Origin of the sequence: Paenibacillus wuxiensis, assembly GCF_040195695.1 — a bacterium.
Lineage (GTDB): Bacteria > Bacillota > Bacilli > Paenibacillales > Paenibacillaceae > Paenibacillus_B > Paenibacillus_B suaedae.
Window position 1 is genome coordinate 19,411 of sequence record NZ_JBEFZI010000009.1, and the last position, 14,559, is coordinate 33,969.

13 protein-coding genes are annotated in these 14,559 nt (G+C 44.8%); 6 read left to right on the forward strand and 7 right to left on the reverse strand.

The genetic code is table 11. The annotated features are described in order from the left end of the window. A partial coding sequence (locus ABN764_RS20740) for a hypothetical protein (protein ID WP_446672983.1) occupies nucleotides 1-530 on the reverse strand: 530 nt, incomplete at its 3' end. Nucleotides 531-826: 296 nt separating this feature from the next. Between ABN764_RS20740 and ABN764_RS20745 the strand changes: the two genes are divergently transcribed. The 4 genes from ABN764_RS20745 to ABN764_RS20760 all read left to right on the forward strand — a co-directional run bounded on the left by ABN764_RS20745 (nucleotide 827) and on the right by ABN764_RS20760 (nucleotide 6,023). Next, nucleotides 827-1,450 carry a hypothetical protein gene (locus ABN764_RS20745; protein WP_446672984.1) on the forward strand — a complete coding sequence of 208 codons (624 nt, stop codon included), beginning with the start codon at nucleotides 827-829 and terminating at the stop codon, nucleotides 1,448-1,450. 54 nt (nucleotides 1,451-1,504) lie between these two features. Then, entirely contained in the window at nucleotides 1,505-2,089 is a 585-nt protein-coding gene (locus tag ABN764_RS20750; protein ID WP_446672985.1) for a TetR/AcrR family transcriptional regulator, read from the forward strand. A 917-nt stretch (nucleotides 2,090-3,006) separates the two neighbouring features. Next, entirely contained in the window at nucleotides 3,007-4,281 is a 1,275-nt protein-coding gene (gene hflX, locus ABN764_RS20755; protein WP_174809776.1) for a GTPase HflX, read from the forward strand. Nucleotides 4,282-4,532: 251 nt separating this feature from the next. Next, nucleotides 4,533-6,023 (forward strand): erythromycin esterase family protein, encoded by a 1,491-nt coding sequence (locus tag ABN764_RS20760; protein ID WP_174809775.1) that lies wholly within the window; start codon nucleotides 4,533-4,535, stop codon nucleotides 6,021-6,023. A gap of 100 nt (nucleotides 6,024-6,123) precedes the next feature. On the opposite strand, the gene ABN764_RS20765 is transcribed toward ABN764_RS20760, so the two are convergent. From ABN764_RS20765 to ABN764_RS20785, 5 genes are all read right to left on the reverse strand, one after another. Next, nucleotides 6,124-6,603 (reverse strand): DinB family protein, encoded by a 480-nt coding sequence (locus ABN764_RS20765; RefSeq protein ID WP_446672986.1) that lies wholly within the window; start codon nucleotides 6,601-6,603, stop codon nucleotides 6,124-6,126. A 132-nt stretch (nucleotides 6,604-6,735) separates the two neighbouring features. Continuing rightward, on the reverse strand, nucleotides 6,736-7,500 hold the full coding sequence (locus ABN764_RS20770) for an effector binding domain-containing protein (protein WP_446672987.1): 765 nt from the start codon (nucleotides 7,498-7,500) through the stop codon (nucleotides 6,736-6,738). Between the two features lie 75 nt (nucleotides 7,501-7,575). Next, nucleotides 7,576-8,514, reverse strand: a complete 939-nt coding sequence (locus ABN764_RS20775; protein ID WP_072727271.1) for a helix-turn-helix transcriptional regulator — start codon at nucleotides 8,512-8,514, stop codon at nucleotides 7,576-7,578. Continuing rightward, complete coding sequence (locus ABN764_RS20780) at nucleotides 8,511-9,140, reverse strand: DJ-1/PfpI family protein (protein WP_174809565.1); 630 nt, start codon at nucleotides 9,138-9,140, stop codon at nucleotides 8,511-8,513. Before ABN764_RS20780 ends, ABN764_RS20775 begins: the two co-directional genes overlap by 4 nt. Nucleotides 9,141-9,239: 99 nt before the next feature. Continuing rightward, nucleotides 9,240-9,509: a YciI family protein gene (locus tag ABN764_RS20785; protein WP_021257568.1), complete on the reverse strand. Its 270-nt coding sequence runs from the start codon at nucleotides 9,507-9,509 to the stop codon at nucleotides 9,240-9,242. A gap of 345 nt (nucleotides 9,510-9,854) precedes the next feature. Here ABN764_RS20785 and ABN764_RS20790 point away from each other — a divergent pair, with 345 nt between their 5' ends. Then, nucleotides 9,855-12,146, forward strand: a complete 2,292-nt coding sequence (locus ABN764_RS20790; protein ID WP_446672988.1) for a hypothetical protein — start codon at nucleotides 9,855-9,857, stop codon at nucleotides 12,144-12,146. A gap of 197 nt (nucleotides 12,147-12,343) precedes the next feature. Further along, on the forward strand, nucleotides 12,344-13,591 hold the full coding sequence (locus ABN764_RS20795; protein ID WP_446672989.1) for an MFS transporter: 1,248 nt from the start codon (nucleotides 12,344-12,346) through the stop codon (nucleotides 13,589-13,591). Here the strand turns inward: ABN764_RS20795 and ABN764_RS20800 are convergent. Beyond that, a complete protein-coding gene (locus ABN764_RS20800; RefSeq protein ID WP_446672990.1) occupies nucleotides 13,532-14,353 on the reverse strand; it encodes an AraC family transcriptional regulator in 822 nt (273 codons plus the stop codon). The genes ABN764_RS20795 and ABN764_RS20800 overlap by 60 nt on opposite strands. Nucleotides 14,354-14,559: the final 206 nt, after the last annotated feature.

Here is a 14,559-nt window from a genome sequence, read left to right on the forward strand (position 1 = left end):
GCGGGCCACCCAACGACTTTACCATTGGCATCGTAAAACCCAAGAGTTAGATTCACTTTAGCATTGGAAATCTTTTCAACATTAATATGGCTATGAAGAACGTAATTTTTGCCTTGCTCGACAGCTATCGTCTGCATGAGGCTCATGCTTTTGCCGTTTAAAGAGGAGGCATCCATCCTTTGAGCACGCTTGCCGGCCATTACTTTGTTCTCCTCAATGTTGTAGGTTCCGATAACTCCGTCTTGCTCATAGTTTCCCCAACTATCGGCTAGCCCCAAGCTACCTGAGTAATATTCAAAATCTCCATTTTCCAACAAATTAACTGCTGTTTGCTTTGTTTTTTTTAACAAATTTCCATTGTTGTCGTAATGATACTCATACTGTTTATCTCCTTGTTTAACCAGTTTTACTTTCCCTGTTGAATCATATTTGTATTTTACTTCTCCAGCCAATGCTAGTTGATGGCTGCAGAAAACGAACATAAGTAAAAGTGATAGAAAAGCACTTCCATATTTTAAAGTATGTTTCATGTGCGACTCCTTTTAGTTGAATTAGTTGGTATTATTCTATGAATAGCTCCATTGTAGATAAAATCTGAAGCATTAAACAGAAAAGATTTGTATTAATTTCTATTGTGTTACAACCTGTAATCCATCGCCCCAATATTGTAAATACAAAATCTCATTAATTTAGCGTTATTGTCTAGGGCAAAAAATCCTGCTGAATTATACTGGCAAGATACAATTGACAGCTCATTTTCTATGGTCTAATATGATAATATGAAACTTAATAAGTATCAAAAGTTTCAAAATAAGGAGGGATTTGCATGGTTTGGATTCAGAAAAAAGACTTTGTAGTCGCTACATTTCTGTCTGCTATCCTGTTTGTGCTCTTCTGCTATCTAAGTTCAGGGTATGAGCTGATCGTCACATTTGCCCTTGGGATCGTATTTGCATACTCGATTTTTATTACGATATACAGGAGGAAAATCGAACGCATTGAACCCATGCAAATACTGCCGCTCTACTTCGGCGTACTGGCTTGGCAGTTCATCCATTTTTCCGAAGAATTCTCCACCGGATTTTTAACCCGCTTTCCTCTTATTTATGGTGGAGAACCCTATACCGCGCAATTTTTCGTTCTGTTGAACATGATCTCCTATTCCTGCTTCGCCCTTGCCGCTATCTTTGCCTTTGTCCGGCATAAGCCCGTTCTTCTTATTCCCGTTTTGTTCTTCACAGCTTATGGAGCGCTTGGCAATGCAATTGCACACACCACTTGGAGCCTTTATTTCGGCGAATATTTTCCGGGCTTATACACCGCTCAGTTGTATTGGTTACTTGCACCGCTGCTGCTGCGAAGATTGACAGGGGACTGGAAAGTAACTCTGCTTCTGATCATTCCTTATGTCGCCCTGCTTCCGTTTGCGTTAATTGCTGCCCTTGTTTAGAATGAAATTAATTCATATCATTTGATCATTATTATTTCAGAAGAGGAACCTGACATGAGCAAAAAGACGGAAGCGAGACTGTTAACGCATGCTTCATCCCAGTTCTTTCGGCACGGTTACTCCAATCTATCCGTGGACGATCTCGTGCAGGGGATTGGGATGAGCAAGGCTACGCTGTACCGCTATTTCGATTCGAAATACGATTTGCTAGAAATCGTGATCGAGAAGCTATTTCAAGAAATTGAGGCAGACATTCATGAGCTGCTTGCGAGCAAGCAGGGGCCTGAAGTGAAGCTGCGTACCTTTATGACCTTGATGGTAGAACGATTAAACGGTATTGAGCGATCCGCAATCGAGGATATAAAGCACAGCGTGCCCGTTTTATATGAGAAATTTCAGAATTTGCGCAAGTACGTCATCATTAATCATTTGGTGAAGGTATTAGAGGACGGTGCTGAGCAAGGCTATTTTCGAAAGAATATCGATCAAGGGGTTGTGGCACATATCATCTTTGCAGCAATCGAATCGCTGACCGATATGGATTACCTGGCTGAGAGCCGCTACCGGTTTTCAGAAATTTTCGACATGGTTCTAACAATTGTCATGTATGGAAATGTAGCAGGCGCGTCGAAGCACTGATGATTATTTTGTACATAACTTTTGCTTCAGCAAATTACTTGGAGCTAATAACGGCAGTTTTGTCCCGGTTAGTGTTAATGGAACTTTTAGCACTCCGTCCATTACGTTATCGCCTGGTACATACAGCATGTATTACGAGAATAAATCCGATTTTCCTATCGATTTCGATGCCTTTGTCCTTAGCTCTAGTTAGTTGTATGAATCTAGGAGAATAAGATTTATGCAGATAACTACTTGCTTCAATACTTTGGCTGTGTTAGGATGAGGATAACTTTGACAGAACGGAGGGTTCACAGTGGTAAATAAGGCAGCTAACTTCCGCTTCGGAAGAATCCGATTGAACGCATGTGTCACTAACTGAATAGTGCTCATTAGCTCTGCCTGTGTGCAGAGTAATCGGGATTGGTCTGCCTTGTTGCTACGGAACCTAATAAAATGGTTTGCGACAGAAGAGGGAGGGATCGTGCCTCCCCTCTTTTGTTGTGCCTATTGTACGTGTCTGCCGCTATTTAAGGAGAGAAGTAAGTCTCTTTGAGCATTGTCATCGCATGTATTTGCTTGTTCCTGCTCGTGTCATCAGGTTCGGGGCAATTGGGGTACATGTGTCTGATAATGCGTATACAGCTGTGCGCACCAGTGTATGCTGGCAGCGTTAACTGCGAACAGCGGTAATAGCTTCAGACTGTACAGTTGGCCATTGGGTTGTTCCAATTGGATTGAATCGCCCCTATCTAAGAGGGAGTTCGATCTAATTAGCCGCAGGGATCCTATGTAATAGGATGAAGAAGGTTGCAATCCAATATTAAGACGATTACTCCAAGCACAGGCGGGATGCCTGTGCTTTTTTTGTGCATCAAGTTGTATGAGAACCAGGCATGATAGGAACAAAATAAATAGAAACATGGAGGAATAACTTTATGGAACAACTAACAATCGAAGCGCAAAAGGCCGTACTGGTCGGCGTGAATATGAATCATCAGCCAGACTTTGCATATTCGATGGAGGAACTGGCGAACTTGGCGAGCGCATGTGATGTGGAAGTAGTCGGGACAGTGACGCAGAATCTAAGCCGCATCAATACGTCACATTATATTGGCACAGGCAAGCTGCAGGAGATTACGATTATGCTGAATCAGCATGAAGCCAATCTTGTTATTTTCAATGATGAGCTATCGCCGTCACAGCTTCGCAATCTCGAAGCGGATCTGGATTGCAAGGTCGTGGATCGGACGCTGCTCATTCTGGACATCTTCGGACAGCGCGCGAAGACGCGTGAGGCGCAGCTTCAGGTCGAGGTGGCAGAGCTGCAGTATATGCTACCGCGTCTTGTTGGCTTGCGTGAATCACTTGGCCGTCAAAGCGGCGGTATCGGCACGAAGAACAAGGGCGTGGGTGAAACAAAGCTCGAGCTGGATCGCCGTCGGATTGAGGAGAAAATTACAGCTATGAGCAGAGAACTGGAAACGCTCGTAGCGCATCGCCAAATTCAACGCAAGAAGCGGAAAAAGACTGAGATCCCTGTCGTCTCACTTGTAGGCTACACGAATGCGGGCAAGTCCACAGTCATGAATGCACTGGTAGAGAAGTTTACGGGATCGAAGGACAAATTCGTATTTGAAAAGGATATGCTGTTCGCAACGTTGGAAACGTCTGTGCGCAACATTGAGCTGGAGGATAAGAAAGAGTTCCTGCTTACGGACACGGTTGGCTTCGTCAGCAGACTGCCGCATCATCTTGTGAAGGCATTCCGCTCTACGCTGGAGGAAGTGAGAGAAGCCGACCTGCTCGTGCATGTTGTTGACTTCTCCAATCCGGAGTATGAGCAGCACATTCACATTACGAATGAGACGCTGAAGGCAATTGGGATCGAGGATATTCCGATGATTTATGCTTTCAACAAGATCGACATGAAGGATGGAGAAATACCGGAATCGCAGGACAATTCCTTGTATATTTCGGCCAAGGGCAAGCAGGGGCTAGATGAGCTTGTCACGGCGATTCGCGGCAAGGTGTTCCGCAATTACGTGAAGTGTGAGATGCTCATTCCCTATCACGAAGGACAGCATGTCTCTTACTTGAACGAGCATGCGCATGTACTTGCTACTGAATATGAGGAGCAGGGTACGAAGCTTGTTCTGGAATGCAAGCAGAGCGATTATCAGAAGTTCGCTCAATATGTCCAGCAGTCTTAACAAGTTCATATAAGCACACAGTGAGCCGTCTTGCAGACATCTGTCTGGAGGCGGCTCTTCTTGTTGCATTGCTTCTTATGGCACTTTTGTTGCGTCTGCTGTTCTACCGTCGTTGGTTGCTAATGGATAATTGTTATCCCATTGAAATATTGGAAAGAGAGCACAAATTGTCAAGAAGTCAGGGAACGGATTCAGTATGATTAGCACAAGCTGAGAATTGATTTCATGAGGATTGGAAGGAGCTGAAGCTCTTGAAGAGACACGAATATAACTTGGGGCGGCGACGCTTCTTCGGTTTGCTGATCATCTTGACGGTGCTTTCGTCTGCATATGCTCCGGTAGTGATGGCAGAGGGGCCTGTACATGGAGAAACGGAGAAAGCGGAGATACATACTTCCCTATCGATAAAAGGGACTGCGGTGGAGACGGTGCATAAACAGCAAGAAGAGACGGCAAGAACTTATCAAGCCGCACTATCTGAATGGAAGTGCTGGGCAGCAGATCATGCTTATGCTTGGAACCACATACAACCGGAACAATGGTCTCCGAACGGTGGAGCGATTGTGCAAGACAAAATGAGCGATCTAGATATGCTAATTCCGCTGTTGGCTGACAAGCGCATTGTATACTTGGGCGAAAATTCGCATGGAGTTGCTGAGTTCAGTTTAGCCAAAACGCGCATGATTCAATATTTGCATCAGACGCTTGGGTACAATGTCGTTGCCTTTGAGAGTGGATTGGGCGATGCTGCAATTGCTCAGGGACAAGTGAACAAGAATGCGGCACAGCAGACGATGAAGCGATCTATATTTGGCGTATGGTGGACGGAAGAGACGAAGCCGCTGTTCGACTATATGAAGGCAACACACGCAAGCGATGCTTCGCTGCGGCTTGCGGGCTTCGATATTCAGGTGCAGTCTTCGCTATTCCAGGATGCAGATTGGATACCGAACAAGTCGCTGAAAAATAGAGCACTGCAAGCGGAGCAAGAGGTTCAGAAATGGAGAAAGAGTACGGATCTGAACGGGTATCGCAAGGCGAAGCCGGTGTTAATGAAGGTGTACGAAGAACTGCTGCAAGCTGTACCGAACAATGCTGACGCCTTGAAGCGGGAGTATCCCAATGAGCCGCATATCGTCAAGCTGATGCAGCGCGCACTTCAGGATCGCATTCGGGTTATTCAGGAGTTCAATGAACTAAGCATCGAGTCTAATCGTTTAACGGAACAAGGCGATTATAGCGGAACACAGGCCATTATGGAATGGCGGGATCGGGCCATGGCTAGCAATTTAGCATGGTTGGCTACTGACATATATCCGGAAGAAAAAATCATCGTATGGGGACATAACGGTCATATCAGCAAGGCCCAGTCTCTTATCTATTCGATGCCGAAGAGTATGGGTGAGCTTATGCCTGAAGCACTGCGGCGGGAAAGCTACGTCATCGCTCTCTTCATGGGCAAAGGTCAAGCGGCAGAGAATACGAGGGAGCCTATTCACTTGACACCGATTATTCCTGGATCGATGGAGGATATTCTTACAGCTGCCGAACAGCCCTATGTGTTCATGGATTTGCGATATCGGGAAAATGAGCGGGGAAATTCATGGATGTTCGAGAGGTCCATTGCATCTTATCAGGTGATGATGCCGATGCCATTGGAACTTAGACGACATTTCGATGGCGTGCTGATGATCAAGCAAGTAAAGATGCCCACCTATTTGCCAAGCACAGATCAACCCTAGATCTGTTATTTAACCGAACGAAAAAACGCCCATTGATCGGGCGTTTTGTCATCGTGCTGCATTGTCACAATACGGAAGTGTAATGCTGTATCTGTATCTGTCATAATACCGCTTCAATTTGTTTTTTGTGATGGTTGTCGTGATCGTTGAATTCATGAATGACATACAGCAAAGAGTAAGGGATGCCTGTATATGGGCAGGTTGCTGCGCCGTTCGCGGCAAGCTGCTTGGCAGTCAGGTCAGGATCAGCTAATAGAGCTTCAACAAGCTGATGGCGAGTTTGCTTGAATTCGTCGAGAAGCTGCTCTTGGGAAACTCCCGAATTGGCATAATCATAAGCAATCTTATTAAATGGGTCAAAATCAGGAAAGACCATTCCTTCTCCATTTCGGATCGCAGGGATGACGGTAAAGAGCAAGTGCTTATCCCAATTCATCAGATGTGAAATGATTTCTGCAACGGTTGCTTTTCCTTCTGCGATCGGTTGTGACCAGATACGCTCGTCGATGTGATACAAGGTATCTGTCCAATCTGTAAATTGCTTATATCGTAGAAGCGTTTGTTCATTTAACGTGATCATAATCAAAGCCTCCAGTTATCAAATTGATAGGTAAACAGTCGAAGTATGTAGTGACACTTTTGAGTAAAGTAACCAATTACGAGCAGGGGCCCGTAAGAGGTCGCCCTGCTGCGAACTGAATTTTGCCGAACTTTAACGAATCGCAATATAGATATCAACCTGTGCATCCTCTGGATTGGCGCTTCGCTCATCGTAGCGCTCGAAATCTCCAGTAAAGGTGCGCTCCTCGCCAGAGGTAAGTGACCATTTCCAGATAGACTGCCATGCACGGGCAACAACCTCAGTAACAGGGCCGCGTTCTGTCGTGAATACGGCATATTTGGCTGCTGGTACTTCAACAACTTCCAATCCGCTAGGAACCTCTGCATCCCGATCGATTGCAGCACCGATCAGCGTTGTATACTCGCCCATAGCCCCATTCTCATAGTCACTGTAACAGCCGTATATTGTACCAGGATCTGTAGAATTCGGAATTTGTGCAGCAATCTGCTCTGACCAGAACTGTCCCCACAGTGGACCCAGCTTGCCATTGCCGCTCATTTCATTAGCATTCGTCGTACGCGCAGCAATACCGGCGAGCTTCATCGCATCCAGCTCTACGATTCGGATCGGTTGGTAAGAAGCTGCTTCATCCCCGTTCGCGATGCTCCAGCGCTTCAAGTTCGGCAGGAATTGCTGCATCATATTGCGGGCAGCGGCTTCTTCCATTCCGTCCTGTACCATAAATGGTACGCAGATGTCGATCATCTCTTCGAGGGTGAGATCTGGATTCGTGAACGCCCCGTCCTTATAGCAATGAATACAATACTCCTGTATAAGCTTATTATCCTTATCTGTTCCGAACTGGTTCTCTTGCGCCAGCGGCATCCCGCAGCTTTGGCATATCAATTGACTCATAATCGATCACTCCTGTATCGTTGATAGCCTCATTATAATGAGGAGAACCTGACAACTCTCTGTCAGGTTCCTAGTTTACTTTTTATATTTTTCAACAATACGAGAAGCAATCTGTTCAATCTGGTTACGAATGTGAAGCGGTTCAAGCACTTCGACATGCTGTCCAAAGCTTAATATAAAGCCATACAGCCAATTATCTACGGGAAATGGAACGGATGCGACAAGCGCCCCTGCTTCATCCTCTTGCAGATCCTCTACGCCAAACCATTCTTCTGCCAAATGGCGTACCTCTGGATCGAAGCGCAGGACGATTCTCTCGGTTCGTTCCGGCGCATGCCATTCCTGCTCCCATGGGAGATCGTGAATCGAGACCTCTTGGCGGACGAAAAACTTGTCTTCAACCAGCAAATCCTTCATTCGGAACAGCTTGAACAAGCGAAATTGGGCACGCAGCGTACAGTATGCATACAGGTACCAACGCTTGTGCTTCAGCACTAACGTATAGGGCTCTACCGTTCGGCAGGATACCTTCCCGCCTGCATTGCAATACGTGAAGGTAACCGCCTGCTGCTGCTCAATCGCATCCTTCAGCACCATCAGCTTCTGCTCCTGAACACCGTTGCTGCCCCAATTGGAGAAGTCGACGATGAATTGCTGCGTCCTCAATTGGAACTGTGCCGAATCGGCAGGTGGTATGATACTGCTCAGCTTCTCCACCAGCAGCTCATTGTCGCTGCTTGGATGGGTGGAGGAGATGCTCTGGAGCGCAGTAACAATGGCGACAAGCTCATCGTTGGTCAACAGGTTCCGATCTAGGCGGTAGCCTTCTGCTAGGCCGATGCCTCCTCCTGCTCCCTGATAGGTGACGACTGGAATGCCGGCCTGATTGATGGTATCGATGTCTCGATAGATCGTCCTCACCGATACCTCAAAGCGGTCAGCCAACTCCTTGGCCTGTACCATCTTGCGGTTGATGAGGAGAATGACAATAGATAGTAAGCGGTCGATCTTCATGTTGCGCTGCTTGGCTCGAACTGAATGTCGTATTCCATAACTTTTGCAGTTGTTCGGGCGACTTCTACTCCAAGAAGCTGCTGGACAAGGTAGAACGCCATATGGATGCCAGCGGAAATCCCGCCGGATGACACGATGGAGCCATCTGCAACATACTTCACGTCTCGCACGACTTCAACCGCTGGATACTGATCCGCTAACCAATCATAACTGGCCCAGTGCGTCGTAGCTCGCTTGCCATCCAGAAGACCTGCCTCTGCAAGCAGCAGCGCTCCTGTGCATACCGAGGTCATAAAATCGACAGCCTGCATTCGATCTTGAATCCATTTGATCATATGGGGATTATGGAGTTCCCGTTTTCTTGCTCCCAGCCCTCCGGGGACGATGACAATATCAAAATGCGGCGCATTGGAGAAGCTGAAGTCAGGAATGACCTTCAGTCCGTTGCGTGCGGTAATCATAGTGCCATCCTCCGATACCGTGCGTACTTGAAATGGCTTCAACGCAGTCGTATCAGGATTTTGATCGGGATAGGTTGTAACTGACAGCACCTCGAAAGGGCCTGCGAAGTCCAGCACCTCAACATCATCAAATAACACAATTCCTACATTCCAATGCTGCTTCATTTGGGTTCATCTCCTTCTTCTATAGAAGAACATGCCCGCACCGGGACAACCCAGTGGGGCATGATTGCGATTCGTACAGCAAGCGAATCCTGAAGCGGTTTATGCCTGAACGAGCTGCAGCTTCCATTCGCGCAAATCCAGCTTGCGTACGCCTTCCTGCACATAGGGATCATTCTCAGCCAATTGCTTAGCTTCTTCCACATTGTCAGCAATATAAATGACCATACCCCCTGAGCCATCTCCGAACGGTCCCTTGGCGAATACCTTTCCCTCTTTGCCGAGCTGTTCCAAGTACTCCAAGTGATGTGGTCGATACGTCAAGTTTTTACTCTCATCCTGCATTTCCAAGATTGCTGCAAAATAAGCCATATTGGATACTCCTCTCCTATTCCCCTAGTCGTTCTTGAATTCATTATATCAAATGGACGAGCATACGGAAGGGGTTCTATATTTCGACGAAAAAATCATTCAACTGACGTCAAGGAATACAAATCGACAGCATGTGATGAAAAAGGTGGTTGCAGTGCGGAAAAGGGCGATTACTTTTCTTGTGAGAGCAGTTGAAATCTATGTTCTCTATGATATAAATTATAGTAATAGTACCTGTATTCTAAAAGATCCTAATTTAAATGACAACTCTTCTTAGGGACTGCATCGAGTTCAATGAACGGCAGATGATAGACATCTTGATTTTTATCCATGGGAGGGTTTTCAATGCGAACTGAAATAGCAGAAGAAGTACAAAAGTACAAAGACTTTATAGAAGAAGAGCTGACACAGACTATATCAATGGATAAGTTAGTAGCTCTGTTTAAGGAAATGTCGGGTGCGGCAAGGCGAGAAATGGCGGTAGATTTGCATTTACCCTCCGTTCGCACCTCAAAAAGCATGCCCACTATTTTATTTATTAAAGAGATACGCAAATACGTAAAATCCAGACAAGATCATTTTAATCGTAAATATACACTGATTACCTCGTTGATAAAGCAGCTTATGATCGTTCTAGAAGAGGAAGATGAGAATACTCTTGAATCGTTCCTTGCACGTCGTGAAGCAATTATTGCTGAACATGGATTTTGGCATTATTATTGGTCGCTTTATTTCCATCCAGGCCGAACAGAGCAGGAAGCATTGTGGAAGCAGTCCATGGAGGAACTGGAGGGTGAGGGTGGAAGCTCGGAAGGCTCCAGCAATACCGTCCTGCATTTGACGGATGAGTCCTCCTCGTTGCCTGCGGAAGCGGAGCCGTCTATGGAATCCACAGAACCCTCACTTGAATTGGAGCAGCGAATCATTGAATTGAAGAAGAAATTGAACCATGAGACGCATTTGCGCAAGCAAGCTGAACTGTCGCTGGGGAAGACGGAGAAGCAGATTCATCGGCTGAATCGCCAATTAACTGATATCGATGCTCAGCTTCAGCTTGTTCAGCAGGAGAGCGGACAAGTACAGCAGGATAAGGACTTACATATTCAAGAGCTGGAATCAATTCTTGCGCAGCGCAACGAAGAGCTGCGAGTGATTCGTCAGGAGCGCAGCAAGCTGCAGAAGGAATCCGAGCTGATGCAGCAGGAGCTAGCCGCGAGAGAAGAACAGATGCAGTCCGTACGCAGTGAGCTGCTTGGACATGAGGAGAAGCTGAACCAACTGCGCAGACAGGTGAACGCGCTAAGGGCGGACAACGATGAATTGAACAGGCAGGTTGTACAAGCCAAGAAATCCGCTGCTGCTGCGACAGTTGAGGTACTTCGTCCCAAGTCGTTAACCTCCTCTATTCAGGATATCATTCAATTGCTGTATACCGATGTGGAAGACACCGTTCATGCGGCTCGCAATACGGTCGTCCAATCCGGCAAGGATGGAAGACAGAAGATACGAGAGTCTCTTGCGCTCATTGATGAGCTTGAGCAATTCATCGAGAGACGGAATGAGCATCCTGCTGAACGAAGCGGTTCTATTCGTGAGCATTCGGAATTGGCTCAGCAGGAAGAATGCGAGGAGCGTTCTGCAAGTATACATGCACGGCAGCGCCATGATTCAATGCCGTACGCAGAATCGGCTTGCGCATTAGAAAGCAGCGGCACTGTGGTTCTGGAGCGAAGTGAAGGCAGCGGGTATGCAGAACCCTTTGCGGCATTGGAAGGAGGCTCCTACCCTGATGGCTTGTCTGTAACTGACGAGAGCGGGCTGAATGGGACGTTCTTCCGCCGTGATCATGGCGGGTATATTGTATTGGAGACGGGACAGACGTTTAATATTACCGAAAGTCTTGTCCTGCAGCATCAATTGCAGCACGAAGCAGGAGTATTGTGCCGTCCGAAGCAGCATGATCCAACGCAATACGAGATTGAACTGCTGCTTCAAGGGGATGACAGTAACAGCTCCATTGTTCAATATGATGGCTATGTGCACCTTGGAGAGCATTTTACCTGGTATTGCGTCGATCTGAATGACCCGCAGCACCGCTTCCCGCTGCATGAACGGGATGTGGCCATTCGTACACCGAAGGATGGGGATCCTTGCTCATTTAACGTAGAGATTGGGAAGCAAGTAGCGCGCCTGTCCCGCTTATATCGGGCGCAGCCCATCTCCGAACTGGAAGCGAAGCGTACAGCGAGCAGCGGCGCAGCAGTTCAGAGTGTCGCACGTGCTGCGAAGGCACAAGCGAAGAAGGAATATGAGAAGCCAGAGCCATTCCTAGAAGGCCACCAAATTACGATTGTCGGTGGATTGAAGAAATGGTTTGAAGAGGTAGTGGCGGAGACGGGGGCTACTCTCGTACATGAGAATGGGAAAAATCCGAAGCGGATATTCCATGATCTGAAGCGTTCGTCCGCACTGTTCTTATTGCTTACGGCAACATCGCATCAAGCATACTGGGACTGTGTGGAGATCGCGAAGCAGAACCAGATTCCGTTCTATTTCATCGAGGGATCCAAATCCAATTTGCGTCATCTCTTGTGGAATAATCAAGATCAAATCATTGCACATGCCAAGGCGAATTGATTTATGTAGCTTATAATAAGGTCAGCCAGATATTTCTGGTTGACCTTTTTTATCTGTTTTTTTATATCTAGCATCCGGGGTAGAACGTATCTGCTCGGACTATATTTTATTGCTGAGGTAAGTAAATATTGAAAGAAAACGCAGCAAGATGAAGATAGAAGAAGAGAAGGATACACTGTAACTTTTTAAATGAGGTGATGACAGTGTATAGCAGTGTACTGAAGAATCGAATGATTTTGTTCTATTTGGCGGGAGCAGGGATTTCCCAATTAGGAAATGTGATTACAGGACTTGCTTTCCTTTTTCTATCTTATGAACGAACACAATCCAGCATTCTGACCACAGTTATGGCTATTACACAAGCTGCTCCATACCTTTTATTCGGACTAGCTGGCGGAGTAATTGCTGACTCCGTAAACAAAAAACGTTTATTACTGTGGATAGACATTATACGAGTACCTATTATTCTTTCATTGGTCTTTATTTATCAAATGAATCTCTTAGGTTATTGGCATTTAATCGTTGTGAGTTTCCTAATTCAAAGTCTAGGATGCTTTTATAATCCAGCTTACAGAGCTGTGTTGCCTCTCATTACTTCTGTAGAAGATCGAACAGCTACAAATAGCTTATTTGATATTGTGACAAGAGGTGTACAAATGCTTGGACCAATATTTAGTATTGGTCTGTTACATTCAGGACAAATCATTCATTTCTTCACAATTGATGCCTTAACGTATTTAATCAGTGCATTTTTCATTTTAAAACTCCATTGGAAAGATAATAACGATGCTGCAGACAACTTGTTGAATAAAACTGATGGTATTTTTAACTCTATAAAAGATTTCTTTAACTGGGTAAAAGGTGAATATACGATCAGAACATTGTTGTTTGTAACTTTTTTGATTGTGTTCTTTCATACTTGGGTATGGCAGGTCGGATTATTGTTACAACTACTGGAAACCCAAAATAATGGTGAGCAGCTTTACAGTCTTCTAATGGGGTGGTATGGTGCTGGTGTGATTACAGTTAATATCGTCATCCCTTTTGTTTGGAAAAAGCTGACCCTCACGACTTATCTAATCGGTTCTATTGTATGGGGTGTTGGTATACTTGTATTAGGATTTGCAACTCATCTGTCAACCTATTTTATTGGTATACTAATCGCAGCTATTGGGCTTCCTATTTCTGGTTTAGCACGGGTTTATCTTATTCAAACATGGATACCAGTCAATAAATTAGGCAGAGCCTTTAGTTTCAATGCAGTTCTCTTATATGGTTCTAATGTGCTCTCGTTGAGCTTGTTTGGCGCACTATCCTCTCTTGTGGAAATTCGGTATATTTTTGTTTCTTGTGGAAGTATGATGGTTATCGGCTCGTTTGTCTATTTATTTCGCATATTTCTTTCGAAAAACACTAGGCGTGATTCCGTAGAGACGTTTAAATAGCTGATTATAAACAGAGATGGAAGAAAATCCACAACTATATGAAATATCTACAATCGATTTCTTGGTATGGATAAGCATGTCTTGACTTCTGATCATGCGATATAGTTGAAGCCACGAAAAGGGCGAAATTCCAATGTACTCCTTAAAAAGATGGGCAAACTGAAATTTGCTTATATTTAAAACCCCTGCCATTTCATCTAGGCTCCAGGCATGTTGGAAGTCTTCTTTTATAACGTTCATTGTTTTGTATAGTGCAGGGTGAATTTCTTTAAATGGCTGTATGTTAATGTCAGACGAATGTGTACCAACCATAACTTTACATATCATTAATGCTAACTGAGTGAAGCTATGGTCTAAAAATAACTCTACTGAATGACTTTCGTTACCTTCTTCTATTTGTACATAATCATTTATAAAATGGACCCATTGCTGGATTAATGGATGTTTTTGAACAGTAAGAGCAAAAGAAATATTATCTTTAATACATGAAATATCAGCCGTCAGTTGATTTAAAAATGTTGGATCAAGTTCTATTACAAATTTATGATTATCCACTGAAATTTGTCTATGCAACTCATTTGGGTTAAAAAGAATAAATTCATTGTTAGATAAGAAAATGTCGCTTCTCTCGGTCTGGTAATACATAGATCCTTTTATAGAATAGATAAGCTTATAAGAACAGTCATTTCGCCATTTGCTTTCGCATTTTTTTTGATTTGTGGACAGTAACAAACCCTGTGTAGCTTGTAAAATGATAGACAATTACATCACCATCACTATACTGAAATTTACATTATAGTTTACCATGTCAAATACGATTATTGTTTCAAATAGCGAACCTTCTACGATTATTATTCGTAGAGGGTTTTGTTCTTTCTTGAGTAAGATATGCTGACTTTAGTCTTAGATTCATTTATTAAATAGGTAAGCACTTCCTATTCTCTTCTTCCTTATAGGCCAATGGCATC